The 22,896-nt window shown below is 71.3% G+C and carries 17 protein-coding genes and 4 pseudogenes; 8 read left to right on the plus strand and 13 right to left on the minus strand.

Annotated elements, in window-relative coordinates; all coding sequences use genetic code 11:
• Window positions 1-161: 161 nt before the first annotated feature.
• Window positions 162-467 (minus strand): annotated as a pseudogene (locus tag C4B68_RS04955) (amino acid permease); the annotation flags it as partial.
• A 287-nt stretch (window positions 468-754) separates the two neighbouring features.
• Between C4B68_RS04955 and C4B68_RS04960 the strand changes: the two are divergent.
• Window positions 755-1,453, plus strand: coding sequence for a MerR family transcriptional regulator (locus tag C4B68_RS04960; RefSeq protein WP_099502405.1), 699 nt, complete (start codon window positions 755-757; stop codon window positions 1,451-1,453).
• Window positions 1,454-1,492: 39 nt separating this feature from the next.
• Here C4B68_RS04960 and C4B68_RS04965 read toward each other — a convergent pair whose 3' ends face one another.
• The 6 genes and pseudogenes from C4B68_RS04965 to C4B68_RS04990 form a co-directional block, all read right to left on the minus strand.
• Window positions 1,493-3,694, minus strand: coding sequence for a 3-hydroxyacyl-CoA dehydrogenase NAD-binding domain-containing protein (locus tag C4B68_RS04965; protein WP_099502404.1), 2,202 nt, complete (start codon window positions 3,692-3,694; stop codon window positions 1,493-1,495).
• 57 nt (window positions 3,695-3,751) lie between these two features.
• Complete coding sequence (locus tag C4B68_RS04970; protein WP_099502403.1) at window positions 3,752-4,966, minus strand: acetyl-CoA C-acetyltransferase; 1,215 nt, start codon at window positions 4,964-4,966, stop codon at window positions 3,752-3,754.
• Window positions 4,967-5,001: 35 nt separating this feature from the next.
• Complete coding sequence (locus tag C4B68_RS04975; protein ID WP_099502402.1) at window positions 5,002-6,144, minus strand: acyl-CoA dehydrogenase family protein; 1,143 nt, start codon at window positions 6,142-6,144, stop codon at window positions 5,002-5,004.
• A 41-nt stretch (window positions 6,145-6,185) separates the two neighbouring features.
• Window positions 6,186-6,488: pseudogene (locus C4B68_RS04980) on the minus strand (LLM class F420-dependent oxidoreductase); the annotation flags it as partial.
• A 101-nt stretch (window positions 6,489-6,589) separates the two neighbouring features.
• Window positions 6,590-7,795 (minus strand): CaiB/BaiF CoA transferase family protein, encoded by a 1,206-nt coding sequence (locus C4B68_RS04985; RefSeq protein WP_099502400.1) that lies wholly within the window; start codon window positions 7,793-7,795, stop codon window positions 6,590-6,592.
• A 164-nt stretch (window positions 7,796-7,959) separates the two neighbouring features.
• Entirely contained in the window at window positions 7,960-8,340 is a 381-nt protein-coding gene (locus C4B68_RS04990) for an MmcQ/YjbR family DNA-binding protein (protein ID WP_099502399.1), read from the minus strand.
• A 116-nt stretch (window positions 8,341-8,456) separates the two neighbouring features.
• On the opposite strand from C4B68_RS04990, the gene C4B68_RS04995 reads away from it, so the two are divergent.
• Window positions 8,457-9,629: a saccharopine dehydrogenase family protein gene (locus tag C4B68_RS04995; RefSeq protein ID WP_099502398.1), complete on the plus strand. Its 1,173-nt coding sequence runs from the start codon at window positions 8,457-8,459 to the stop codon at window positions 9,627-9,629.
• 75 nt (window positions 9,630-9,704) lie between these two features.
• On the opposite strand, the gene mmpA is transcribed toward C4B68_RS04995, so the two are convergent.
• Both mmpA and C4B68_RS05000 read right to left on the minus strand, forming a co-directional pair.
• Window positions 9,705-9,851: a morphogenic membrane protein MmpA gene (gene mmpA / locus C4B68_RS41730; protein WP_167458936.1), complete on the minus strand. Its 147-nt coding sequence runs from the start codon at window positions 9,849-9,851 to the stop codon at window positions 9,705-9,707.
• A gap of 96 nt (window positions 9,852-9,947) precedes the next feature.
• A complete protein-coding gene (locus C4B68_RS05000) occupies window positions 9,948-10,649 on the minus strand; it encodes an endonuclease V (protein ID WP_099502507.1) in 702 nt (233 codons plus the stop codon).
• A gap of 60 nt (window positions 10,650-10,709) precedes the next feature.
• On the opposite strand from C4B68_RS05000, the gene C4B68_RS05005 reads away from it, so the two are divergent.
• Window positions 10,710-11,006 carry a YciI family protein gene (locus C4B68_RS05005; RefSeq protein WP_099502506.1) on the plus strand — a complete coding sequence of 99 codons (297 nt, stop codon included), beginning with the start codon at window positions 10,710-10,712 and terminating at the stop codon, window positions 11,004-11,006.
• A 24-nt stretch (window positions 11,007-11,030) separates the two neighbouring features.
• Here C4B68_RS05005 and C4B68_RS05010 read toward each other — a convergent pair.
• Together C4B68_RS05010 and C4B68_RS05015 are read right to left on the minus strand one after the other, a co-directional pair.
• A pseudogene (locus C4B68_RS05010) lies at window positions 11,031-11,379 on the minus strand (hypothetical protein); the annotation flags it as partial.
• Between the two features lie 63 nt (window positions 11,380-11,442).
• The gene (locus C4B68_RS05015; RefSeq protein ID WP_107475404.1) at window positions 11,443-12,555 is read right to left on the minus strand and encodes a WD40/YVTN/BNR-like repeat-containing protein; all 1,113 of its coding nucleotides are present in this window, start codon (window positions 12,553-12,555) and stop codon (window positions 11,443-11,445) included.
• A gap of 333 nt (window positions 12,556-12,888) precedes the next feature.
• On the opposite strand from C4B68_RS05015, the gene ssgD reads away from it, so the two are divergent.
• A complete protein-coding gene (gene ssgD, locus C4B68_RS05020) occupies window positions 12,889-13,305 on the plus strand; it encodes a spore wall synthesis regulator SsgD (RefSeq protein ID WP_099502505.1) in 417 nt (138 codons plus the stop codon).
• 121 nt (window positions 13,306-13,426) lie between these two features.
• Here the strand turns inward: ssgD and C4B68_RS05025 are convergent, their stop codons facing one another.
• On the minus strand, window positions 13,427-14,110 hold the full coding sequence (locus tag C4B68_RS05025) for a GOLPH3/VPS74 family protein (RefSeq protein ID WP_099502395.1): 684 nt from the start codon (window positions 14,108-14,110) through the stop codon (window positions 13,427-13,429).
• A 354-nt stretch (window positions 14,111-14,464) separates the two neighbouring features.
• On the opposite strand from C4B68_RS05025, the gene C4B68_RS05030 reads away from it, so the two are divergent.
• From C4B68_RS05030 to C4B68_RS05040, 3 genes are all read left to right on the plus strand, one after another.
• Entirely contained in the window at window positions 14,465-16,099 is a 1,635-nt protein-coding gene (locus C4B68_RS05030; protein ID WP_099502394.1) for an ABC-F family ATP-binding cassette domain-containing protein, read from the plus strand.
• 127 nt (window positions 16,100-16,226) lie between these two features.
• Entirely contained in the window at window positions 16,227-17,003 is a 777-nt protein-coding gene (gene ddaH, locus C4B68_RS05035) for a dimethylargininase (RefSeq protein ID WP_099502393.1), read from the plus strand.
• A gap of 269 nt (window positions 17,004-17,272) precedes the next feature.
• Window positions 17,273-18,250: an acyl-ACP desaturase gene (locus tag C4B68_RS05040; RefSeq protein ID WP_099502392.1), complete on the plus strand. Its 978-nt coding sequence runs from the start codon at window positions 17,273-17,275 to the stop codon at window positions 18,248-18,250.
• Between the two features lie 73 nt (window positions 18,251-18,323).
• Here the strand turns inward: C4B68_RS05040 and C4B68_RS05045 are convergent, their stop codons facing one another.
• On the minus strand, window positions 18,324-21,722 hold the full coding sequence (locus C4B68_RS05045; protein WP_099502391.1) for a hypothetical protein: 3,399 nt from the start codon (window positions 21,720-21,722) through the stop codon (window positions 18,324-18,326).
• Window positions 21,723-22,407: 685 nt separating this feature from the next.
• On the opposite strand from C4B68_RS05045, the pseudogene C4B68_RS05050 reads away from it, so the two are divergent.
• A pseudogene (locus C4B68_RS05050) lies at window positions 22,408-22,839 on the plus strand (hypothetical protein); the annotation flags it as partial.
• Window positions 22,840-22,896: the final 57 nt, after the last annotated feature.

A 22,896-nucleotide genomic window follows, 5' to 3' on the forward strand; every position in this document is an offset into this window, starting at 1 on the left:
CCTCGGCGACCGCGCGCGGGCCGGGGTGCTCGGAGAGGTCCTCCAGCGTTACGGTGCGCCCGGACGGATCGGCCACCGGCAGCTGCCAGTTGGGGTATACGGCGGAGGTCCCGGGCGGGGCCGGAGTTCAGCGACGACATGGCGGCGGTCAGGACGACCAGGCGCGCGTACGACACGAAGGACCCGGAGGACGGCCGGTAGAGGACCAGCTCGCCCGGCGCGCGGACGACGAAGAACGCGAAGACGCCGCAGACGAGGTAGGCGATGGCCAGCGCGGGACCGGCGCTGTGGAGGCGACCGTCGGCGCCGAGGAAGAGCCCGGTGCCGATCGCCCCGCCGATCGCGATCATGTTGACGTGGCGGGCCTTGAGGTCCTTGCTGTAACCGGCATCGCCCGCGTCCACGGGCGTGCGGGCAGCCTCGGTGCGGGATGCGGCCTTGGCCGTGTCGACGACGTCTTTCCTCAAAGGTGCATCTACTGTCTGGTGCGCCCGACGCACGGCGTACGCGGGTGTCCGGATGCGCCTCGGACCGCGCCACCTCTGAGGCGGCACAGCCCGAAGGCCCACCATCCCCCACACAAAACCGCATATGCGATGACACGCGTCACATAGCAGTACATCTCACATAGTGGTCAGCCAGGACCACCATCCGCTCCGGGCACTTTCACACGACTGGTGAGACAGCAATACTGTTGCATCTGATCGCCGCACGACGGCGCAGGCAGCCGCACTACGTTACGACAGGACCTGCCATGACGACGGACACCGAGGAGCCGACGCTCACGGTCGACGAGCTGGCCGCGCACGCGGGCGTCACGGTCCGTACGGTCCGCTTCTACAGCTCCAAGGGCCTGCTGCCGCCGCCCATGATCGGTCCCCGGCGCGTGGGCCACTACAGCCAGCAGCATCTGGCCCGGCTCGCGCTCATCGAGGAACTGCAGCACCAGGGCATGACGCTCGCCGCGATCGAGCGCTATCTGACGCAGCTGCCGCCCGACCTGAGCGCCCACGACCTCGCCCTGCACCGCGCCGTGGTGGCTTCTTGGACACCCGACGCCGCGGAGGACATGCCGCGCGAGGAGCTCGAGCGGCGGGCCGGGCGCGCCCTGGACGACGAGGATCTCGACCGGCTCGCCGCGATGAACGTCATCGAGCACACCGGGGATTCCTTCCGCGTGGACCCGGGGCTGCTGCGGCTCGGCGTACAGCTGCTCGACGTACCGCTCGCGCACGAGACGATCCTGGCGGCGCGGACCGTCCTCCTGGAGCATTCGCGCGCGGCGGCCCACGAGCTGTCCACGCTGCTGCGTGAGGCGGTGAGCGGGCGTGAGTCCGTGGCGGCGGTGAAGTCGCTGTCGGCGCACATGCAGCCGCTGGTGGTGCAGGCGCTGCTGACCACGTTCCAGCGCTCGCTGAAGGAGGAGCTCCGGGAGTGGCTCAAGGAGTCCTGAGCCACTCCCGCGTACGACTCAGTGGCGGGCCACTGAGGGTTACTTCGTGTCGGCGAACTTCTCGCCCTTCTCCGCCTTCTCGACGAGCAGCGCGGGCGGCGTGAAGCGCTCCCCGTAGCGCTCGGCGAGCTCACGCGCGCGTGCCACGAATCCGGGCAGCCCCGTACCCGTCCCGGCGCCGGCACCGCCGTCGTATCCGTTGATGTACTGGAGCACGCCGCCGGTCCAGCCCGGGAAGCCGATGCCGAAGATGGAGCCGATGTTGGCGTCGGCGACGGACGTCAGCACACCTTCCTCGAGGAGCCGGACGGTGTCCAGCGCCTCGGCGAAGAGCATGCGCTCCTGCATGTCCTTGAAGGGGATCTCGTAGCCCGGCTTGGTGAAGTGCTCGCGCAGCCCCGGCCAGAGTCTGCCGCGCTTGCCGTCCTCGCCGTACTCGTAGAAGCCCGCGCCGCCGCTGCGCCCGGTGCGCCCGAACTCGTCGACCATGCGGTCGATCACGGCCTCGGCCGGGTGCGTCTGCCAGGTGCCGCCCGCCTCCTCGACGGCCTGCTTCGACTCCTTGCGGATCTTGCGCGGCAGGGTGAGCGTGAGCTCGTCCATCAGGGACAGGACCTTGGCCGGGTAGCCGGCCTGGGCGGCGGCCTGCTCGACGGACGCGGGCTCGATGCCCTCGCCGACCATCGCGACGCCCTCGTTGATGAAGTGCCCGATGACACGCGAGGTGAAGAAGCCGCGCGAGTCGTTGACGACGATCGGGGTCTTCTTGATCTGCCGGACGAGGTCGAAGGCGCGCGCCAGTGCCTCGTCGCCGGTTTGCTCGCCCTTGATGATCTCGACGAGCGGCATCTTGTCGACGGGCGAGAAGAAGTGCAGTCCGATGAAGTCGTTCTGCCGCTCGACGCCCTCGGCGAGCACGGTGATCGGCAGGGTCGAGGTGTTGGAGCACAGCAGCGCGTCCGGCTCGACGATGTTCTGGATCTCCTGGAACACCTTGTGCTTGAGCGCCGTGTCCTCGAAGACGGCTTCGATCACGGCGTCGCAGCCGGCCAGGTCCTTAGGGTCGGCGGTGGGCGTGATGCGGGCGAGCAGCTCGTCCGCCTTCTCCTGCGCCGTACGTCGCCGGGAGACGGCCTTCGCGCAGAGCTTCTCGGAGTAGGCCTTGCCCTTGGCCGCCGCCTCCGCCGACACGTCCTTGAGGACGACGTCGATGCCCGCGCGGGCGCACGAGTAGGCGATGCCCGCGCCCATCATCCCGGCGCCGAGGACGGCGACCTTGCGGACCTGGCGCGGCTCGATGCCCTGGGGCCGGTTGGCGCCGGAGTTGACCGCCTGGAGGTCGAAGAAGAACGCCTGGATCATGTTCTTCGCGGTCTGCCCGGTCACCAGCTCGGTGAAGTAGCGCGCCTCGATGATCAGGGCGGTCTCGAAGTCGACCTGGGAGCCCTCGACGGCGGCCGCGAGGATGTTGCGCGGGGCCGGGTAGGGGGCGCCGTTCAGCTGCTTCTTCAGGTTGGCCGGGAAGGCGGGCAGGTTGGCGGCGAACTTAGGGTTGGACGGCGTGCCGCCCGGGATCTTGTAGCCCGGCTTGTCCCAGGGCTGCTGCGACTCGGGGTTGGCGTCGATGAAGGCGCGCGCCTTGGCGAGCAGCTCCTCGGGGGTGGCGGCGACTTCGTGGACGAGTCCGTTCTCCAGGGCCCGCTGCGGCGAGTACTGGGTGCCCTGGAGCAGCACCTTCAGCAGGGCGTCCGCGATGCCCATGAGGCGGACGGTGCGGGTGACGCCGCCGCCGGCGGGGAGCAGGCCGAGGGTGACCTCGGGCAGGCCGATCTTGGAGCCGGGCGCGTCGAGGGCGACGCGGTGGTGGGAGGCGAGGGCGATCTCGTAACCTCCGCCGAGCGCCGCGCCGTTGATGGCGGCGACGACCGGCTTGCCGAGGGTCTCGATGCGGCGCAGGGAGGACTTGATGGCCGTACCGGTGTCGAACGCCTGCTGGGCGTTCTCCGGCCCGGCCTGGATCATGTCCTTCAGGTCGCCGCCGGCGAAGAAGGTCTTCTTCGCGGAGGTGTAGATGATCCCGCGGATGGAGTCCTTCTCGGCCTCGGCGCGCTCGGCGATCGCCGCGATCGAGTCCTTGAAGGCCTGGTTCATCGTGTTGGCCGACTGGTTGGGGTCGTCGAGGACGAGCGTGACGATGCCGGTCTCGTCCTGTTCCCAGCGGATGGTGGTGCTCTCGGTCATGAGGAGGGTCTCCGTAGAAGCCGTGTAGCCGTGGAAGTCGGGTGGTCCGCCGGGGAGTTACAGACGCTCGACGATGGTCGCGATGCCCATGCCGCCGCCCACGCACAGCGTGGCGAGGCCGTAGCGCTTGTCCTGGCGCTCCAGTTCGTCGACGAGGGTGCCGAGAATCATCGCGCCGGTCGCGCCGAGCGGGTGGCCGAGCGCGATCGCGCCGCCGTTGACGTTGACCTTGTCCAGGGACAGGCCCATGTCCTTCACGAAGCGCAGGACGACGGCCGCGAAGGCCTCGTTGATCTCGACGAGGTCGATGTCGTCGATGGTCAGGCCGGCCTTGGCGAGCGCCTTGCGGGTCGCGGGCGCGGGCCCGGTGAGCATGATGGTGGGCTCGGAGCCGGAGACGGCCGCGGAGACGATCCGGGCGCGCGGGGTGAGGCCGTGGCGCTCGCCGACCTCCTTCGAGCCGATGGCGACCAGGGACGCGCCGTCGACGATGCCCGAGGAGTTGCCCGCGTGGTGGACGTGGTCGATCTCCTCGACCCAGTGGTACTTCTGCAGCGCCACGGCGTCGAAGCCGCCCAGCTCGCCGATGTCCGCGAACGACGGCTTCAGCTTGCCGAGGGAGTCGGCGGTGGTGCCCGGGCGCATGTGCTCGTCGTGGTCGAGGACGACGAGCCCGCTGCGGTCCTTTACGGGGACGACGGACTTGTCGAAGCGCCCGTCCTTCCACGCGGCGGCGGCGCGCTCCTGGGACAGGGCCGCGTACTCGTCGACATCCCGGCGCGAGAAGCCTTCGATCGTGGCGATGAGGTCGGCACCGATGCCCTGCGGCACGAAGTTGGTGGCCATGTTGGTCATCGGGTCGGCGAACCACGCGCCGCCGTCCGAGGCCATCGGCACCCGCGACATCGACTCGACGCCGCCCGCGAGCACCAGGTCCTCCCAGCCCGAGCGGACCTTCATCGCCGCCAGGTTGACGGCTTCGAGGCCCGAGGCACAGAAGCGGTTCTCCTGGACGCCGGCCACCGTGTCGGGCAGTCCGGCGGCGATCGCCGCGATGCGGGCGATGTCGGAGCCCTGGTCGCCGACCGGGCCCACGACACCGAGCACGATGTCGTCGATCGCGGCCGGGTCGAGGCCCGGGAAGCGGCGCTGGATCTCGTGGATGAGCCCAACGACCAGGTCGATGGGCTTGGTGCCGTGCAGGGCGCCGTTCGCCTTGCCGCGGCCGCGCGGGGTGCGGATCGCGTCGTACACGTACGCTTCGGTGCTCACTGACAAGCCTTTCAGGGAGGGTGGGGAGGGCAGGGCTAGCCGAGCAGGGAACGGCCGATGATCTCCTTCATGATCTCGGTGGTCCCGCCGTAGATGGTCTGGATACGTCCGTCGGTGAAGGCCCGGGCGACGCGGTACTCCGTCATGTAGCCGTAGCCGCCGTGCAGTTGGAGGCAGCGGTCCGCGACCCGCTTCTGCAGTTCGGTGGCCCACCACTTGGCCATCGAGGCATGCACCGCGTCGAGTTCCCCCTTCGAGTGATCGACGATGCAGCGGTCGAGGAACGTCCGGGTGACGGCGCACTCGGTGGCCATCTCGGCTATCTCGAAGCGGATGTGCTGGAGCTTGGAGAGCGGCCGTCCGAAGGCCTCGCGCTCCTTGACGTACTCGGTGGTGATCTCCAGCAGGTACTCGGCGGCCGCGATCCCGGCGACGGCGATGCCCATGCGCTCCTGCGCCAGGTTCGTCATGAGGTGGACGAAGGCGCCGTTCAGCTCGCCGAGCAGGTTCTCCTTGGGGACGCGTACGTCGTTGAAGAACAGCTCGGCCGTGTCCTGGGACTTCTGGCCGATCTTGTCGAGGTTGCGGCCGCGCTCGAAGCCCTCCATGCCGCGCTCGACGACGAGCAGGGAGAGCCCGTGGGCGCCCCCTTCAGGAGTCGTCTTCGCGACCACGATCACGAGGTCGGCCAGGATGCCGTTGGAGATGAAGGTCTTGGAGCCGTTGAGAAGCCAGTGATCGCCCTGGTCCTCGGCATGCGTCGCGATGCCCTGGAGGTCGGATCCGGCGCCGGGCTCGGTCATGGCGATCGCCGTGATCAGCGAGCCGTCGCAGAAGCCGGGCAGCCAGCGCCGCTTCTGCTCCTCGGTGGCCAGGCCCGTCAGATACGGCCCGATGATGTCGTTGTGCAGCCCGAGGGCGAGCCCGGCGGCTCCCGCGCGGGTGAACTCCTCGGCGAGTACGGCGCTGTAGCGGAAGTCGGTATCGCCGCCGCCCCCGTACTCCTCGGGGACGGCGAGCCCGAGGAGCCCCTGCTTCCCTGCCGCCCGCCAGGCCTCGCGCGAGACGATGCCGTCCTTCTCCCACTGCTCGTAGTGGGGCACCACCTCTTTGGCGAGGAAGGTGCGCGCGGTGTCGCGGAACGCGTCGTGCTCGGCGGTGAAGATCTGCCGCTTCATGCGGGAAACGCCCTCCTGGAGTTCATACGGGACACGCCTTCCTAGAGCCAGCCCTTGACGGTTTCGACGAGCCGGGCCGGTTCCGGTCCGACGGGGATGACGTTGAGCATCGTCACTCCGGCCTCGCGGAAGGCCTCGACACGCTCGCGGACGTACCCCTCGGGACCGCACAGCGAGATGAGCTCGCAGAACTCGTCCGGCACGGCGGCCTCGGCCTCCTTGTCCCGGCGCGCGGCGCCCTCCGCCAGGGGTGTGCCCCACACCTGGCGCGCCCTCTCCGGGATGAACAGGGTGGGCAGCCAGCCGTCCGCGAGTTCGGCGGTCATCCGGACGTTGGCGGGGCCCGCGAGCCAGACGGCGTCGAGGCCCGCGGCTTCCAGGGCGGCGACGTCGTCGGCGGCCTGCCGGGGATCGCCCGCGTAGTCGAGCGGGAGGGAGAGCCGCATCAGTCGCCGTCCTTCATCGGGCCGTCCTTCATCGGGCCGTCCTTCATCGGGCCGTCCTTCATCGGGCCGTCCTTCATCGGGCCGTCCTTCATCAATGCGGGTACGTCCCAGTCGCGGGCCACGTCCGCGGTGTCGGCGCCCGGTCGGGCCGGCCCCGTGCGGACGGCGGTGCGGGTGACCGAGAAGCGGGGCGCGGGAGCCGGCTGGGTGATGCCGTCGTGGTCGACGAAGGTGCCGCGGGCGGCGAGATGCGGGTGGGCGGGCGCCTCGCTGAGCGACAGGACCGGTGCCACGCACGCGTCCGTGCCCTCGAAGACCGCGGTCCACTCGTCTCTCGTACGGGTCTTGAAGCGGGCGGCGACCGTCTCGCGCAGCTCGCCCCAGCGGGCCAGGTCCTTGCGGGCGGAGGCGTGTTCCCCGATGCCGAGCAGTTCGACGAACTCGTCGTAGAACTGCTGCTCCAGGGCTCCCACCGCCATGTATTGCCCGTCGGCCGTCTCGTACGTCCCGTAATACGGGCAGCCGCCGTCGAGGAGGTTGGCGCCGCGCCGGTCCTGCCAGCCGCCGGCGGCGAACATGCCGTGGATCATCGCGGCGAGGTGCGCGGCGCCGTCGACGATGGCCGCGTCCACGACCTGTCCCGCGCCGGTCGCGCGCGCGTGGTGAAGCCCGGCGAGGACGCCGACGACCAGGTAGAGGGAGCCGCCCGCGTAGTCACCGACGAGGTTCGCGGGGACCGTGGGCGGCTCGTCCGGCCTGCCGATCATGCCGAGGGTGCCGGTCAGGGCGATGTACGCGATGTCGTGCCCGGCGCGCTGGGCGAGCGGGCCCTCCTGGCCCCAGCCGGTCATGCGTCCGTAGACGAGCCTCGGGTTGCGTGCGTGGCAGGTCTCGGGGCCCACGCCGAGGCGCTCGGCGACGCCGGGGCGGTACCCCTCGATCAGGATGTCGGCGCGTCCGACCAGGTCGAGGACGCGGTCCTGGCCGTCCTTGGTCTTCAGGTCGATGATCACGGACCGCTTGTTGCGGTTGGTGATGTCGTACTCCGGGTTGATCGCGAGCCCCGCACCACCGGGCCGGTCGACTCGGACGACGTCCGCGCCGAGGTCGGCGAGGAGCATGGCGGCGAACGGGCCGGGGCCGATGCCCGCCAGCTCGACCACGCGCACGCCAGTGAGGGGTCCTTGCCCCGGCGTCCCTGCCATTAAGCCCCCAGCACTGTGACACTACTGATGTGACATCAACGATGTTAAGAACCGGTGCCACACCAGACAAGCCCTTGACGAGCAAGCGCTTAGTTAAATTCCGGCAGGTGGATCGCGACGATCCCGTCGATGGATCGTGACGAAACGGGACGAAACTTGGCGCGTCAGCGCTCGTCCAGCTCCGCGACCAGCTTCTTCGGCGCGATCGTCCGGTAGCTCTCCTCGACCCAGTCGCACAGCAGCTCCGCGGCCGGGGCGCCTCGCTCCTCCAGGGGTATGCGCACCCAGCCGGACCTGCCGAGGCCGTATCCGGCGGGCTCGGCGCCGGGTGAGGTGAGCGCGTGGGCGTGTGCGGCCTCGTCCTTGAGCTTCAGGGTGACGCCCATCGGATAGCTGCCGTCGTCCGTGCCGAGGAAGACGAACACCTTCTTGTTGACCTTCGCGACGGTGTCGCCCCAGGGGAACTCCTCCGTGGCGCCGGGCAGGCCGAGGGCGAACTCCCGGACCCTCTGCCACTTTTTCAGGGCGTTCCTCGGCACGGCCACGGCTACCTCCGACCTCGTCGTCCGACCTCTTCGCGCGACCTCATCGTTCGGCCGCTCGTCCCTCACGCTAGCCTCAGCCACCGACAACGGCGCTTCGCACAGGGTCAAGGGGTGTCATGAGCAGGCAAAACGCTACGGATCGCGCGTACGACATCGTGCTTTTCGGAGCCACGGGGTTCGTCGGGACACTGACCGCGGAGTACCTCGCCGCGCACGCGCCCGAAGGACTGCGCTGGGCGATCGCGGGGCGCAACGCGCAGAAGCTGGACCGGCTGCGCGAGCGGCTTTCCGGCACCCCCGGCGTGCTCCTGGCGGACGTGTCCGATCCGGAGTCGCTGCGCGAACTCGCCCGGCACGCGCGCGTGGTGGCCACGACGGTCGGGCCGTACATCCAGTACGGCGAGGAGTTGGTGGCCGCCTGCGCGGACACCGGGACCGACTACGTGGACCTCACCGGTGAGCCCGAGTTCGTGGACCTGATGTACGTCCGCCACGACGCCCGCGCGCGGGAGACGGGCGCTCGGCTCGTGCACGGCTGCGGCTTCGACTCGATTCCGCACGACCTGGGCGCGTACTTCACCGTGCGGCAGCTTCCCGAGGGCGTGCCGCTGAGGGTCGACGCGTTCGTCAGCTCCCAGGCCATGATCTCGGGAGGCACCTTCGCCTCGGCGCTCAACCAGTTCGCGCGCGGACGCCACATGCTCGCCGCGGCGCGGGACCGCAAACGGCACGAGCCGCGGCTGATGGGCCGGCGGGCGCAGGCGCCGCTGGGCGCGCCGCGGTTCGCCAAGGAGGTCGGGGCGTGGGCGCTGCCGCTGCCCACCATCGACGCCCAGGTGGTGCAGCGGTCCGCGCGGGCCCTGGAGCGGTACGGGCCGGACTTCCGCTACCGCAACTACGCGGCCGTCGAGCGGCTGCCGGTCGCCATGGGCGGGGTCGCTGCGGTGGGCGCGCTCTTCACCGCGGCCCAACTGCCGCCCGCGCGGCGCTGGTTGTCCAGCCGGATCAAGCCCGGGGAAGGGCCGAGTGACGCGCGGCGCGCGAAGAGCTGGTTCTCGGTGCGGTTCGTGGGCGAGGGCGGCGGGCGGCGTGTCTTCACCGAGGTCGCGGGCGGCGACCCCGGCTACGACGAGACCGCCAAGATGCTCGCCGAGTCCGCGCTGTCCCTCGTCTTCGACGACCTTCCGACAACGTCCGGGCAGGTCACGACGGCGGTGGCGATGGGCGACGCGCTGACGCGGCGCCTCCGCGAGGCGGGGATCACGTTCCGGGTGGCGGCTGCCCTGTAGCGGGCGACCGCAGTGTTGCGGGCGCGCCGCTCATCGCGTTGTTCCGGGCGCGCCGTCATCGCGGTGTTGCGGACGTCAGGACGACCAGCCCGTGACCGTGTAGATCATCCCGCCCAGCCACGCGAGTCCGGCGAGCACGGCGAGGACCAGCGCGGCCGTCACGGCGCGCTCGACGGGCTGGGTGGGATGGGCGGCGGGCTTCGGGGCACGGTGCGTCGTCATGTCCCACAGCCTGCCGATCATGGCGGGACCGGCACATCCGTACAGGTACTCAGAACGCGTACTCAGAAGCCGCACTCCGTCAACGAGTCGGGGCTCTCAGGGGGTTACCTTCCGAAGAGCCCGCCTGCAGAGGGAGTCCGCGCGTCGGGTGGACTCCGGGAGGCGGTACTTCGGGGTGAGCGCGAGCGTGTGCGCGCACGCGTTGTCGAGGCTCACCCGGTGGCCGGCCGACACGAACACCGGCTTGACGCCGTCCCGCGTACGCAGCGCGCGGCCGACCTCCTCGGCGCCGGTGCGTCCGTCCGCGAGGAGCGGGGACGCGCTGCCGCGCCGGGCGCCCGGTTCCTCGTACGAGAAGGTGAAGGGGTTCTTGGCGACCCCGATCGTGGGGAGCCCGGTGAGGACGCCGAGATGGCTGGCGAGGCCGAAGCGGCGCGGGTGGGCCAGGCCGTAGCCGTCGCAGACGACGAGGCCGGGGGCGCAGGGCAGGGCGTCGAGTGCGGCCAGGACGGTCGGGATCTCGCGGAAGGCGAGCAGTCCGGGCACGTACGGGAACGACACCTGGCCGACGGCGGTGGCCTCGGCGACGACGTCGAGGGTCGCCGCGTCGAGCACGACGGCCGCGGCCGCGACGACGTCCCTCTCGTCGTCGTAGGCGACGTCGACCCCCGTCACCCGGCCGCTGCCGGGCGGGGGCCCCGGCTCGCCGAGCACCACCCGCTCCCGCAGCTCGTCCTGCACGGCTCGGGCCTGCTCTTCGGTGGCGGGCCAGCCCGCGGGAATCCTTACGGTCGTCATGGTGGTGTCGAGCCTAGGAGGTTCAGCAGCGGGCGGTCGGGCAGGGGTAGCCTCTCGATCATGTTCGTGCTGGAGCTGAGTTTCACCGCACCGATCGAAGCCGTTGACGCCGCGCACGCAGCCCATGTCGCCTGGCTCGACGAGCACTACGCGGCCGGACTCTTTCTCGCCTCGGGGCGCAAGAACCCCCGCGACGGCGGTGTGATCCTCGCCGTCGCGGAGGACCGGGCGCACATCGAGAAAATCGTCTCGGGCGACCCGTTCGTCACGGCGGACGTGTGCGCGTACCGCGTCACCGAGTTCGTCGCGACCAAGACCGCGCCCGCCCTGGAGGGGTACCGGGAGACCCTTCGCTGAGCCGGACGGCCCCGGCCACTTGTCGCCGAGGGCGCGCTTCAGCTCGCTCGTGTTCATGTCCGAACGGCCGTGGATGTTGCGCCGCTTGGCCTCCTCGTACAGCTGGTCGTAGGTGGGGCCCTGGACGCCCTTGTGCGAGCGCTGACCGCCGCGCTTGCCGGACGACATGTCATCGAGGGACGTACGGCTGGCGGTCTTCGACTCACCGGACCGGGCGCGCTCCGCCGGGGGCCCGGGGGTGTCCCCCGGAAAACACAGCCACCGTCCGCGCGGCGATCTCCTCGGCGCGCTTCCTGCTCTCGCCCCGGTCGAGTGCGCTCTCCTTGACGCGCTCGTACTGGCGTTCCCGCTTGGGGCTCGAACCGCGTGGCATGACCGGTCACTTCCTTTCGGGGTGGGGGTCACCTACGAGTACCCGCTTCCCCGGGGATCACCGTCAGCGCTCCAGCCGGGCCACCCGTCCCTTCTCACCGGAGGCCCAGCAGCCCAGGTCGGGGGCGCAGTCCACGGTGTCGTACGAGCCGGTGTCCACGGTGCGCCAGGTGCGGCCGCCGTCCGTCGTCAGGTCGGTGCCGGTGGGGCCGACCGCGAGCGCGGCGGTGCGGCTGTGCGGGAGCCAGGTGACGCCGGAGCGGTACGCAGGCGGGGGCTGGGCGGCGGGGGTCCAGGTGCGGCCGCCGTCGGGGGTGAGCGCCGCGGCCTGGGGTGAGGCCTGGCCGGCGCGGTAGTCGCCGCCGACCGCGAGGCCGTGCGTACGGTCGCGGAAGGCGAGGGCGAAGACACCGCGCGCGGGGTCGCCGGCCGGGATCGGCGTGTCGGCGGCCGTCCAGGTCAGCCCTCGGTCGGAGGAGTGCAGCACGCGCGCGCGTGCACCCCCGCCGGTGGCCAGCCACGCATCGCGCGGCCCCGAACTGACCAGGCACTGCCCACTGGCCGCGAAGCCCGCCTCGCCGTCCTGCGCCGCGGGCATCCCGGCGTTGGGCAGCACCTTCCAGGAGCGGCCGCCGTCACGGGTCGACAGAATGCGGAACCTGCCGTCCACCGGGTCGCTCATCGCGAGGCCATGGCGGCGGTCGAAGAAGGTGAGGCAGTCGTAGAAGGCCTGGGCTTCGGTGTTGCGGAAGGACTCCGTCCAGGTCGCGCCGCCGTCGTCGGTGCGCAACACGCGGGAGGCCTCGCCCTCGCCGATGGCCAGGACCACGGCGCGGCGCGCGTCGAACGCCTCGATGTCGCGGAACTCCAGGTCCCCGGCCGCGGGCGGGGAGACGTTCCGCCAGTTCGCGCCGCCGTCGGTGGTGCGCAGCACGGTGCCCTGGGAGCCGGCCAGCCAGGCCGTGTGCCGGCTGACTGCCGAGAGTCCCCGGAACCGTACGTCCGTGCCGCTGTCCTTGAGTTCCCAGTGCGGCGCCTTCGCCGCCTCGTCCGCCCGCGCGGGTGCCGTCGGCGCGGCGGCGAGCGCGGGCGGTGTCAGCGCGGCGGCGAGCGCGGCCGCACAGAGTCCCACGGTGACCGTCCGACGCGTACGTCTCGTCTTCCCCAAGCCCCTCATGGCGGGGGAAGCTAGCCCACTCCCCCGAGGCCGTCCAGATGGCGTCCTCCGGGAACCCCGGGGCCTCGACCGAGTGTCCTCTCGGATGTCCGGAGAGCACGGGACAAGAAATGGATCACCACAGGTGGATCACCACAGGTGGATCACCACAGGTGGATCACCACAGGTGGATCACCACAGGTGGATCACCACAGGTGGATCACCACAGTGAATGAACTCGGTGACAGAGGTCACTCGGGTCCCAGGTGCACGCACTGGCACGTTTCTTCGTCTCTTCCATTGACCGACCTCATCCGCCCGGAGTTCGACCAGCCGTCACAAGGGAGCAAGGCGTTGTCCACCGTCATCGAGCAGCCCGTAGAGGCCCGACTCGTCGCCGCCGCGCCGCGGATGCCGAGCATTCCCGCGACGCTCCATTACGACCGGCGCGATCCCTTCGCCGTTCGCATGGCCTTCCCCGCCCCGGCCACGCTGGAGGGCGTGGAGGTCTGCTGGACCTTCTCGCGCGAGCTGCTCGCGTCGGGGCTGGAGGAGTCGGTGGGCTGGGGCGACGTACGGGTGCGGCCGTACGGCTACGACCGCACCGTTCTGGAGTTCCACGCCCCCGAGGGCACCGCGGTGGTGCATGTCCGCTCGGGCGAGGTGCGGCGGTTCCTGCAGCGCACGACGGAGCTGGTGCCCGCCGGTCTTGAGCACCTGCAGGTGGACCTGGACCACGACCTGGCGGAGCTGATGCGGGGTCCTTGCTGAAGTTCGTGCGGGGCGCGTTCAGCGGGCGTGCCTTCGGCGAGGGTGTTCACGGTCACCGGATCGACGGCTCCGACGACGAAGACACCGCCGGCTCGGGCGCGCGGCTCGGCTCCGCGTGCCCTCAACTCCCCGCAGCCGCCCCCGTCGCCGCCCCCGCCGTCACCGCCACGATGATCGCCGCGCGCACCTCCTGGATGGCCTTCGCCAGGGCCGGAGTCGCCGCGCCGCTGCGTTCGTTCAGGGCTTCGATGCGGGTCTTGTGGAGCTTGCGGTCCTTGGTCGGGACGAGGGAGCGGAGTTCGGCCGCGGCGGCGAGGGCGATGAGGGCCGCGTCGCGGTCGGAGACCTCGGCGACGGGCAGGGGGCCTTCCAGTACCTGGCGGGCTTCGGCGTGCAGTGCGTCCACGGCGGACACCTGTTCCAGCTTGTACTCCACGGAGGGGAAGAGCCCGAGGACCCGCTTCTTCTCCGGCCGGAGGTATCCCTCGAGCGCGAGCTGCGCGCGTACGGCGTCCAGAGTGTCGCGCGCCGCCCGCACCGTCACCCATGCCTTCCACTTCCGCGGCCGGGACTCCGCGACGAGTTCCAGGAGCCCGTCGAGGACGGCGTCCCCGGTGCGGGAGTCGGCGTCGACAGGGGTGACGATGCCGTCGTCGTCGACGAGCAGTCCGCGCTGCGCGAGCTCGGTGAGGGCGCCGGCGCGCACCAGGTGGTGGAGGTGGGTCGCGCCGGTGACCTTGAGCCTCGTGGTGTCCCAGGCCAGGAGGTAGAGCCGGGCGGGCAGCGAGAGCGAGCCGTTCGGCAAGGGATCTCCTTCTCGTCTTCTCGTCGGGGGCCACGTCCACCCTGAGGCATTGATCCTCAAGCCCTGATCCTTAATCCTTTGACAGCGTTCAGGGGCGGCTCTACGGTGCATATCGGTTCTGTTGCCGTCGATAGGAGAAGGACGTTGCTCGTCTGAGGTCTGAGACACCGCGTCACACACAGTCGGCTTTCCCCCGGCCTTCGTGTGCGCAGCGTGCGACCTCGGCGTACGAGCCGTCCTCCGGTGCGGGCCCTTCTTGCCACCCTCTGAACTGGCCCTCCGAACTGGATCGTCGTCACCTCGCGGTGTCCCGAACGCGTACCCCTGACCACATCCAGCAACCGCGAGGCCCTCATGTCTACCTTCCCCACCTCCATCACCTGTACCTCCCTCTCCTTCGGCTGGCCGGACGGCACCACCGTCTTCGACGGACTCCAGGTCGCCTTCGGCCCCGGCAGGACCGGGCTCGTCGGCGTCAACGGATCAGGAAAATCAACCCTGTTGAAGCTGATCGCCGGGGAACTCGCCCCGGCCGACGGCACGGTCCGGGTCGCAGGCGAGGTCGGCTATCTGCCGCAGAACGTCACGCTCGACACCGGTCTGCGGGTCGACGAGACGCTCGGCATCGCCGCCGCCCGCGCCGCGCTGCACGCCATCGAGGCGGGCGACGTCGCCGAGGAGCACTTCGACGTCGTCGGCGACGACTGGGACGTCGAGGAGCGGGCGCTTGCGACACTCGGCGAACTCGGGCTCGGACACATCGGGCTGGACCGCACCATCGGCGAGGTCTCGGGCGGCGAGTCGGTGCTGCTGCGCCTGGCCGCGCTGCTGCTGCGCCGGCCCGACGTCCTGCTGCTGGACGAACCCACCAACAACCTCGACCTGTACGCGCGGCGGCGGCTGTACGCGGCCGTCGAGGCCTGGTCGGGGGTCATGGTCGTGGTCAGCCACGACCGCGAACTCCTCGACCTGGTGGACCAGGTCGCCGATCTGCGCTCCGGGAAGGTCACCTGGTACGGCGGCAACTTCTCCGCGTATGAGGAGGCGCTCGCGAGCGAACAGGAGGCGGCGGAGCGCATGGTGCGCGTCGCCGAGGCCGACCTGAAGAAGCAGAAGCGCGAACTGGTCGACGCTCAGGTCAAGTTGGCCCGCCGCAAGCGCTACGGCCAGAAGATGTTCGAGCAGAAGCGCGAGCCGAAGATCGTCATGGGTGCGCGCAAGCGCGCGGCGCAGGAGTCCGCGGGCAAGCACCGCATCATGCACGAGGAGAAGCTCGCCGAGGCGAAGGAGCGTCTCGACGACGCGGTGGAGGCCATACGGGACGACGACGAGATCCGCGTCGACCTGCCGTACACGGCCGTGCCGCCGGGCCGCACCGTCCTCACGCTCGAGAACCTGGAGGTGCGGTACGGAGCGCGCGTGGACGGCGTGTTCGACCTGCGCGGGCCTGAACGCGTCGCGCTGATCGGGCGCAACGGCGCGGGCAAGACGACGCTGCTGCGCACGATCGCCGGGGAGCTGGACGCGGTGTCCGGCGACGCGCGGACCCATGTGCCGCTGCGTTTCCTGCCGCAGCGGCTCGACGTCCTCGACGGGGAGCTGACCGTCGCCGAGAACGTGGCCCGATACGCGCCTGCCGCCACCAACAACCGGGTCCGGGCACGTCTGGCCCGCTTCCTGTTCAAGGGGGCGAAGGCCGACCAGCGCGCGGCCACCCTCTCGGGCGGCGAACGTTTCCGGGCCGCACTCGCCGCGCTGATGCTGGCCGAGCCCGCGCCGCAGCTCCTGATGCTCGACGAGCCGACGAACAACCTCGACATGGCGAGTGTCCGGCAGCTCACCACGGCCCTGGAGTCCTACGAGGGAGCGCTGATCGTCGCCAGCCACGACGTGCCCTTTCTGGAGTCGATCGGCATCACGCGCTGGCTGCTCCTGGAAGGAGGAGAACTGAAAGAAACCGATCCGGAATCTGTCGGGTCTCCCGCTTAGTACCCGGTGCGCGGGCCGCATAGCGTCGGTTCCAGGTGGTGCCCGACCTCAGGCAGGGGGCTTTTGCGCGCACGACCCGCGCTGCATGATGTGCGCCGACACCCCCTGCCGATTCGGAGTTCTCCCCGTGCCCAGCCAGAAAGCCCTCATCCGTCGGCCCAGTCCCCGTCTCGCCGAGGGGCTGGTGACGCACATCGAGCGCGCGAAGGTGGACGTCGGCCTGGCGGTCGAGCAGTGGGAGGCGTACGCGGAGGCACTGCGCGCGAACGGCTGGGAGACCGTCGAGGTGGACCCCGCCGACGACTGCCCGGACTCGGTGTTCGTCGAGGACACCGTGGTCGTCTTCCGCAATGTCGCCCTGATCGCGCGCCCCGGCGCCGAGTCGCGGCGCGGCGAGACCGCCGGGGTCGAGGAGGCCGTGGCCCGGCTGGGCTGTTCGGTGAACTGGATCTGGGAGCCCGGCACCCTCGACGGCGGCGACATCCTGAAGGTCGGCGACACGGTGTACGTGGGCCGCGGCGGGCGCACGAACGCGGCCGGGGTCCAGCAGTTGCGGGAGGCCTTCGAGCCGCTCGGTGCACGGGTCGTCGCCGTACCCGTGAGCAAGGTGCTGCACCTGAAGTCGGCGGTCACCGCGCTGCCCGACGGGACGGTCATCGGGCACGAGCCGCTGGTGGACACACCGTCGCTGTTCCCGCGCTTCCTGCCGGTGCCGGAGGAGTCCGGAGCGCATGTCGTGCTCCTGGGCGGCGGCAGGCTGCTGATGGCCGCGAGCGCGCCGAAGACGGCGGAGCTGCTCGCGGACCTCGGCCACGAACCGGTCCTCGTGGACATCAGCGAGTTGGAGAAGCTCGAAGGCTGTGTGACATGCCTCTCGGTACGGCTTCGGGAGTTGTACATCTGAACGGGGGATCGAGAGGCCCGTTCGGCCGCGAGGCCTGGGGATCCGAGGCGCTTCCGGCGTGCGCCCGGGCGCGTCCGGGGCGCGTCCGGGGCGCGCGGCCTCGCTCGGGTCCGCGCTGATCAGCGGCTTTACAGCGAACTTAACCTACGGCTTCGTAACCTACGGAGACGTAGCCTACGATGCCGTAGGTTCCGTCCCTGCTCGTTGTATTCGCTCGCTGTATCCCGTTCGTTATATTCCGCTCGCTGTACACGTCCCCTGGAGCACCCGTGACGATCACTTCGCCTCACCTCGGCAGCCCGTCAGCCGCCTGGACCGACGCTCGACTGCTGTACGCGCTGGAGGAAGTGGTCGAGACGGAGCTCAACCGCCACCTGAACGTGGCCAAGGACTGGATGCCGCACGAGTACGTGCCGTTCGGCGACGCCCGTAACTTCCCCGGCTTCTTCGAGGACGGCGAGGCCTGGGACAAGGAGCAGTCCAAGGTCACCGAGATCGGCCGGACCGCGCTCGTCGTCAACCTCCTCACCGAGGACAACCTGCCGAGCTACCACCACGAGATCGCCACGCTCTTCGGCCGTGACGGCGCCTGGGGCACCTGGGTGCACCGCTGGACCGCCGAAGAGGGCCGGCACGGCATCGTGATGCGCGACTACCTGCTCGCCTCCCGCGCCGTCGACCCCGACAAGCTCGAGGCGTTCCGCATGGCCCACATGAGCGAGGGCTTCGAGTCGGACAACCGTCACTCGATGCTGCACTCCGTCGCGTATGTCGCCTTCCAGGAGCTGGCGACCCGCATCTCGCACCGCAACACCGGCCACCAGTCGGGCGACCCGGTCTGCGACCGCATGCTGGCGCGCATCGCGACCGACGAGAACCTGCACATGGTCTTCTACCGCAACCTCCTGAAGGCCGCGTTCCAGCTGGCCCCCGATCTGACCATGCAGGCCGTGCGCGACGTCGTCGTCGACTTCCGGATGCCCGGTCACGGCATGCCCGGCTTCGAGCGCGCGGCCGCGCAGATGGCCATCGGCGAGGTCTACAACCTGCGCATCCACCACGACGACGTGCTCCAGCCGGTGCTGCGCCACCTCAAGGTCCTGGAGATCGACGGCCTCGGCCCCCAGGGCCTCAAGGCCCAGGAGGAGCTCGGCCTCTTCATGGACGGTCTGGACGCGGAGGCCTCGAAGTTCGACGCGAAGCTCGCGGCCCGTAAGGCGCGGATGGCGGCACGGGCCGCCGGCTGACGGCCTCCGCTCGCGGGCACCTCACTCGGTCACCCCGTTCGGTCACCCCGTTCGGCCACCCCACCCGGTCACCTCACTCGTACGCCGTCACTTGGTCGAGCGCCGCGTCCCGCACGTCGGCCACCGGGTGGCGGCGCAGTGATCTCAGCAGCTCCCGCCAGGGCGCGGCCCAGCCGGTCCGGGTGCCGATCGCCTCGGTGACGGCCGCCGCGAGCAGCCCCTCGCCGTACCCGCCGTGCGCGGCGAGCCGCCGTGCGGCGTCGAGCAGCGTCCCGGGATCCCCCTCGTGCGCCTGCCGCCCCAGCCGCTCCCCGAGTTCCCTGGCCGTGCGGGCGGCGAGCGCGGGGCGGCCTTCGGTGAGCGACGCCAGTCGCTCCAGTCGCTCCGGCTCGGCGTCCAGGTCGAGGTGGAACGCGGTGATCGCGGCGGACTGCGGTACGAAGCTGTCGTACTCGGCGAGCAGTTCAGCGGCGGCGAGGGCGGCGGGACGGATGGGTCCCGGGGCCGTCCGGGCCTGCTGGGCAAGGCGGGTGACAAGGTAGTCGACGCGCTGCCGGGCGGGCCGGTCGCGGCGCTCGTCGGCGTCGGCGCGGCCGCCGGCGTCTCCGGCATCAGCGTCGCCGATGGCGTCCGAGGCCGCGATCTCCTTCTCGGCCAGCGACTTCAGCGCCTGCTCAAGGCCGCGGCCACCCCGTGGCGAGCCCGCGGCGGCGGTCACCAGACCGTCGGCGGCGGCGCGCCAGCTCGTGCGTCGCGTCAGATCGGTGACGGCGTCGGCGAGGACCTTCGGGGCTTCAGGCGACCAGGGCGCCCAACGGGCCAGCTCGACGAAGGCCGGAGAGGCGGTCTCCGGGTCATCGGTGGACGACACATCGCGTACGAGGCGGGCGTACCGCTCGCGGTGGGGCTCGGGCAGGTCCAGCGGGGTGACGCGCAGGACCGCGGTGCGGAGCACCGGTTCGGCGCCGGCGGCGTCGCGCAGCAGGCCCCAGACCGGTTCCTCGGCGAGCAGGCCGCCCGCGAAGGCCACGCAGGCGGCACGTACGTCGACGTGGGCGCCCGGCGCCGCGTACGCCTCGGTCAGCAGCGCCGCCGCCCGCGGCATCGGGAGCCGTACGGCGGCGAGCCGGGCGGCCTCCTTGCGGCTGGTCACCTTGGCACGCGACGCGAACAGCACCGCGCGCAGCTGCTCGGCCAGCAGCGACGGCGCCGCGTACCGGGACGCCTGCGTGGCCGCGTACACGGCGACCCGCGCCCGCTCGCCGCCCGCGTGCGCGAGCAACTCGGGCAGCGCGTCGGCCGGGCGGTCGGTGCGGGCGAGGGCGGCGAGCGCCGCCTCGGCGAGCACCACGTCCGGGGAGTCCGTCCAGCGCCGTACGAGACCGGCGCCGGTGCCCGGGATCAGCGCGCCCCACGCGACGGCCGCGGCCCGCTGGTTGAGCGGCAGCCCGGCAGCCTCGGCCTGCTCCTTCAACTGCCGGGCCACCGCCCGCTGTTGGCGTGGCACCCAACGCCGTACGGCACAGCCCACCGGTACGGTCCAGGGGGTCCCCTTGGTCAGAAAGCGCCCGTACGGCGGGGCTTCGGCGAGCAGCACGTCGAGCAGATCGGTGCGGCGCCAGGTGATGATCTGCCGGACCGGCCACAGTGCGCCCACCGAGGGTTCGAGCGCGAGGACGCGTGCCACCCGTTCGTCCCGGGTCGCGGGCGGCTCCAGCCACAGCCCGACCGCGGTGCGCGCGGTCGCGTCATCGCCGTAACGGATGGCCTGCCACAGGAGTTCCTGCAGCTCGGGCATGCCCGCCGCGCGGCGGCCCACCGCGCGGGCGAGCGCGAAGGCGAGGCTGTAGTCGGCCTTCTCGGCGCCCGCCTCGATCCAGGGGCGCAGCGCCTCGTACACCTGGTGTTCCTGGCCGCGGCGCAGCCTGGCGTCGAGCCGGCCGAGGTCGGCGCCGCCGGTGTTGCCGGATATCCGGACCAGGGTGCGCAGCGCCCAGTTCACCAACTCCCGCCGCCCGCCCGCCGCGTGCTCGCGCAGCACGGACAGCGCGAGTGCGCTGAGGTGCTGCCGGGTGACAGGCGAGGAGTCGCGGGCCTCGACGGCGTCCGCGGCGATGCGGTCGAGGTGCGGCTCGGCGTCCTCGGTGAACAGCGCGGGCCTGACCCCGGACAGGGCGTGCAGCGCGGCCGAGCGCACCGGGTCGTGTTCGTTGCGCAGCCGCCCCATCTCCTCCAGTACGGAGGTGACGGCCGCGCCGTCGCCCAAGCGGGCGGCGTTGCGGATGAGCAACGGCCAGGCCGCGGTGCGGTCTTCGGCGGCCGGACGGCGGGTGGCCTCGACGAGCCGTTCGCGCACCTCGGCGACGGGCAGGAAGGACTCGGCGAGGAGCAGGGAGTTCTGCTGGGCGCCGCGTTCGCGCGCGGCGGCGGCCATCCGCCGGGCCTCCTCGGCGACACGGCTGCGGGGCAGCACGTCGAGGATGACCGTGTCGACGGTGCCGTGTCCGGCTCCGCGGCCTTCCTGCGCGGCCCGGTAGAAGGCGTGGCGTCGCGCGGGCGGGAGCGCCTTCACCAGCGGCGCGAGATCGCCCCGCTCGGCCAGGGCCCTGCCGTACGCGGCGAGTTCGGGCGCTCCGGAGCGGGCCAGCCTGCGCAGCACGGCGGGCTCCAGGGCGCGGCCGCGGCGGGCGGCGTATCCGGTCGGCGTGAGCAGCAGCCTCAGGAGCCGGCTCGGGTCGGCCTTCGCGAACGCTCCGAAGCAGGCGCGGAGTTCGTACGGAAGGGTGGCGGGCCCGAAGCGTTCGAGCAGGCCGAGCACGCGCAGGGGCTCCGCGCCGACCGTGGCGGCCACCCCCTCCGCGTACCGGCCCCACCAGGTGGCGCGGACGGCCTCGGGCAGCGCCGCCAACTCCTGTTCGGCGACGTCGAGAAGGATGCCGGGATGCCGCTTCGCGAGGGTCTTCCAGCCGGTGACGGCGTGGAAGAGTCCGGGAAGCAGTCCGACGACCGTATCCGCCGTGCACCCGGGCAGCAGCCGCGCCGCCTCCGCGTCGCCCCAGTCGCGCCGCACCCCGTCCACCAGCCCGTCCGCGAGCGCGGTGCGCCGCCCCACGACGATCGCGCGCAGCAGCTCTCTGCGGACCGCCTCCGGGGCGTCGTCGAGCGCCGCTTCGTAGGCGGAGTCGGGAACGTGGAGGCTCTCGGCGACGCGCAGGGCGTGTCCGCGTACGAAGGCGTCCGGGTCGGCGATGCGGTCCGCGATCCACTCGGCGTCCCGGCCGATGGACGCCGCGACGACGGCGATCCCGCGTTCGTAGGGTCCGCGGGTTTCGAGCACCTCCAGCACCGGCCGCAGCGGGACCGTCTCCCGCACCCGCAGGGCGAGTTCGCGCATGCGCTGCGGGTACGGAAGCGGGTCGAGGGCGTTCAGCAGACTCTCGGCGTGCTCATCGGGGGTGCGGGTGCGGGCCATGCGGGGATTCTGCCTGCCGGAAGGCGTGCGGCGTAATCGTTTCCAGATGCGGGCCGCTGAGCCGCCGGGGCATCATGCGCCCATGCATGACATCACCACGTGGGATCGGCCGGTGGAGTTCCTCCTCGGTCTGATCGAGTCCGACGACGCCGAGCGGGTACGGCGGCGGATCGGGCTGGAGCGGCCCGATGCCGACGAAGGTCAGGACAACCGCCACGCGTTGTACGCCTACGGGAAGCGCATGGCCCTGCCGTCCTCCGTCCTGCTGTGGGTTCTGGAGGAGGACGATCCGGAGCGGAACGCCGTCGTGTGGGGACACAGATCGGCGGACGACGCGATGCGCCGGGCCGTTGTGCTCGGCATACCCCACGGCCCCGGCCGCACGCGTGCCGTGCCGGTCGCGCAAGCACTGCGCCGCGTAGAAGAGCCGCCGGCGCCCGAGCACTTCGTCAAGTACGGGCTCATCGGCGCACTGCGGGTGTCGGCCTCCATGGGACCGGCCAGGGCTGCCGCGTCCATGGTCCTCGGGCGCCCCGGCTGGCAGGCGGTCGCCGACGCGGACCGGGAGCGCCCGCTGCCGGGCTACGCGCGCTGGGCCCTCGCCGTACGGCCCAATTGCCCGCCCGCGCTGCGCGCCCAGTTCGGCTCGCACGCGAAGTTCACCCACCGAGTCCGGCAGGCGGGACCGGTGCTCTCGCGGCGCGGCCCGGTGCGCGACAAGGTACTCGTCATCGCGTACGACACCTCGGGCTCCATGCCGGACCGGGTTATCGACTGGCTCACCGAACTCGTCGGCCGGATCGACGGGGTCGAGGCGCACTGGCTGTCCTTCGACGCGGTGGTGATGCCCTTCGAGCCGGGCAGCCGGGTCTACGGCGGAGGCGGCACGAGCTTCCAGGCCGTCGCCGACTACGTGGAGGGACGCACGGAGGTGAACGGCCGCCGCTGCGAGGTCAGTCCGGACGCCGTGGTGATGCTCACCGACGGATACGCTCCGCCGATCACACCCGCGGAGCCCGGCAAATGGATCTGGCTGATCACAGAGGGCGGCCATGAGTGGCCCGAGACCCACATACCGGCCATGGACTGCCATCGCGTGACCACAGGATCGCGGTAAAACCCTCAGCACCTCATGGTGACACTCCTCAACACCTCTCGGCAGCACCCCTCAGCA

Source organism: Streptomyces dengpaensis, assembly GCF_002946835.1.
Taxonomy (GTDB): Bacteria; Actinomycetota; Actinomycetes; order Streptomycetales; family Streptomycetaceae; genus Streptomyces; species Streptomyces dengpaensis.

Bases quoted from the DNA above. Each gene is read 5' to 3' on its own strand.
- C4B68_RS05015 (WP_107475404.1), bottom strand. From the start codon at position 12,555: ATGAGGGGCTTGGGGAAGACGAGACGTACGCGTCGGACGGTCACCGTG.
- C4B68_RS04995 (WP_099502398.1), top strand. From the start codon at position 8,457: ATGAGCAGGCAAAACGCTACGGATCGCGCGTACGACATCGTGCTTTTC.
- C4B68_RS04975 (WP_099502402.1), bottom strand. From the start codon at position 6,144: ATGAAGCGGCAGATCTTCACCGCCGAGCACGACGCGTTCCGCGACACC.
- C4B68_RS05005 (WP_099502506.1), top strand. From the start codon at position 10,710: ATGTTCGTGCTGGAGCTGAGTTTCACCGCACCGATCGAAGCCGTTGAC.
- mmpA (WP_167458936.1), bottom strand. From the start codon at position 9,851: ATGACGACGCACCGTGCCCCGAAGCCCGCCGCCCATCCCACCCAGCCC.
- C4B68_RS04965 (WP_099502404.1), bottom strand. From the start codon at position 3,694: ATGACCGAGAGCACCACCATCCGCTGGGAACAGGACGAGACCGGCATC.
- C4B68_RS05045 (WP_099502391.1), bottom strand. From the start codon at position 21,722: ATGGCCCGCACCCGCACCCCCGATGAGCACGCCGAGAGTCTGCTGAAC.
- C4B68_RS04960 (WP_099502405.1), top strand. From the start codon at position 755: ATGACGACGGACACCGAGGAGCCGACGCTCACGGTCGACGAGCTGGCC.
- C4B68_RS05030 (WP_099502394.1), top strand. From the start codon at position 14,465: ATGTCTACCTTCCCCACCTCCATCACCTGTACCTCCCTCTCCTTCGGC.
- C4B68_RS04985 (WP_099502400.1), bottom strand. From the start codon at position 7,795: ATGGCAGGGACGCCGGGGCAAGGACCCCTCACTGGCGTGCGCGTGGTC.
- C4B68_RS05000 (WP_099502507.1), bottom strand. From the start codon at position 10,649: ATGACGACCGTAAGGATTCCCGCGGGCTGGCCCGCCACCGAAGAGCAG.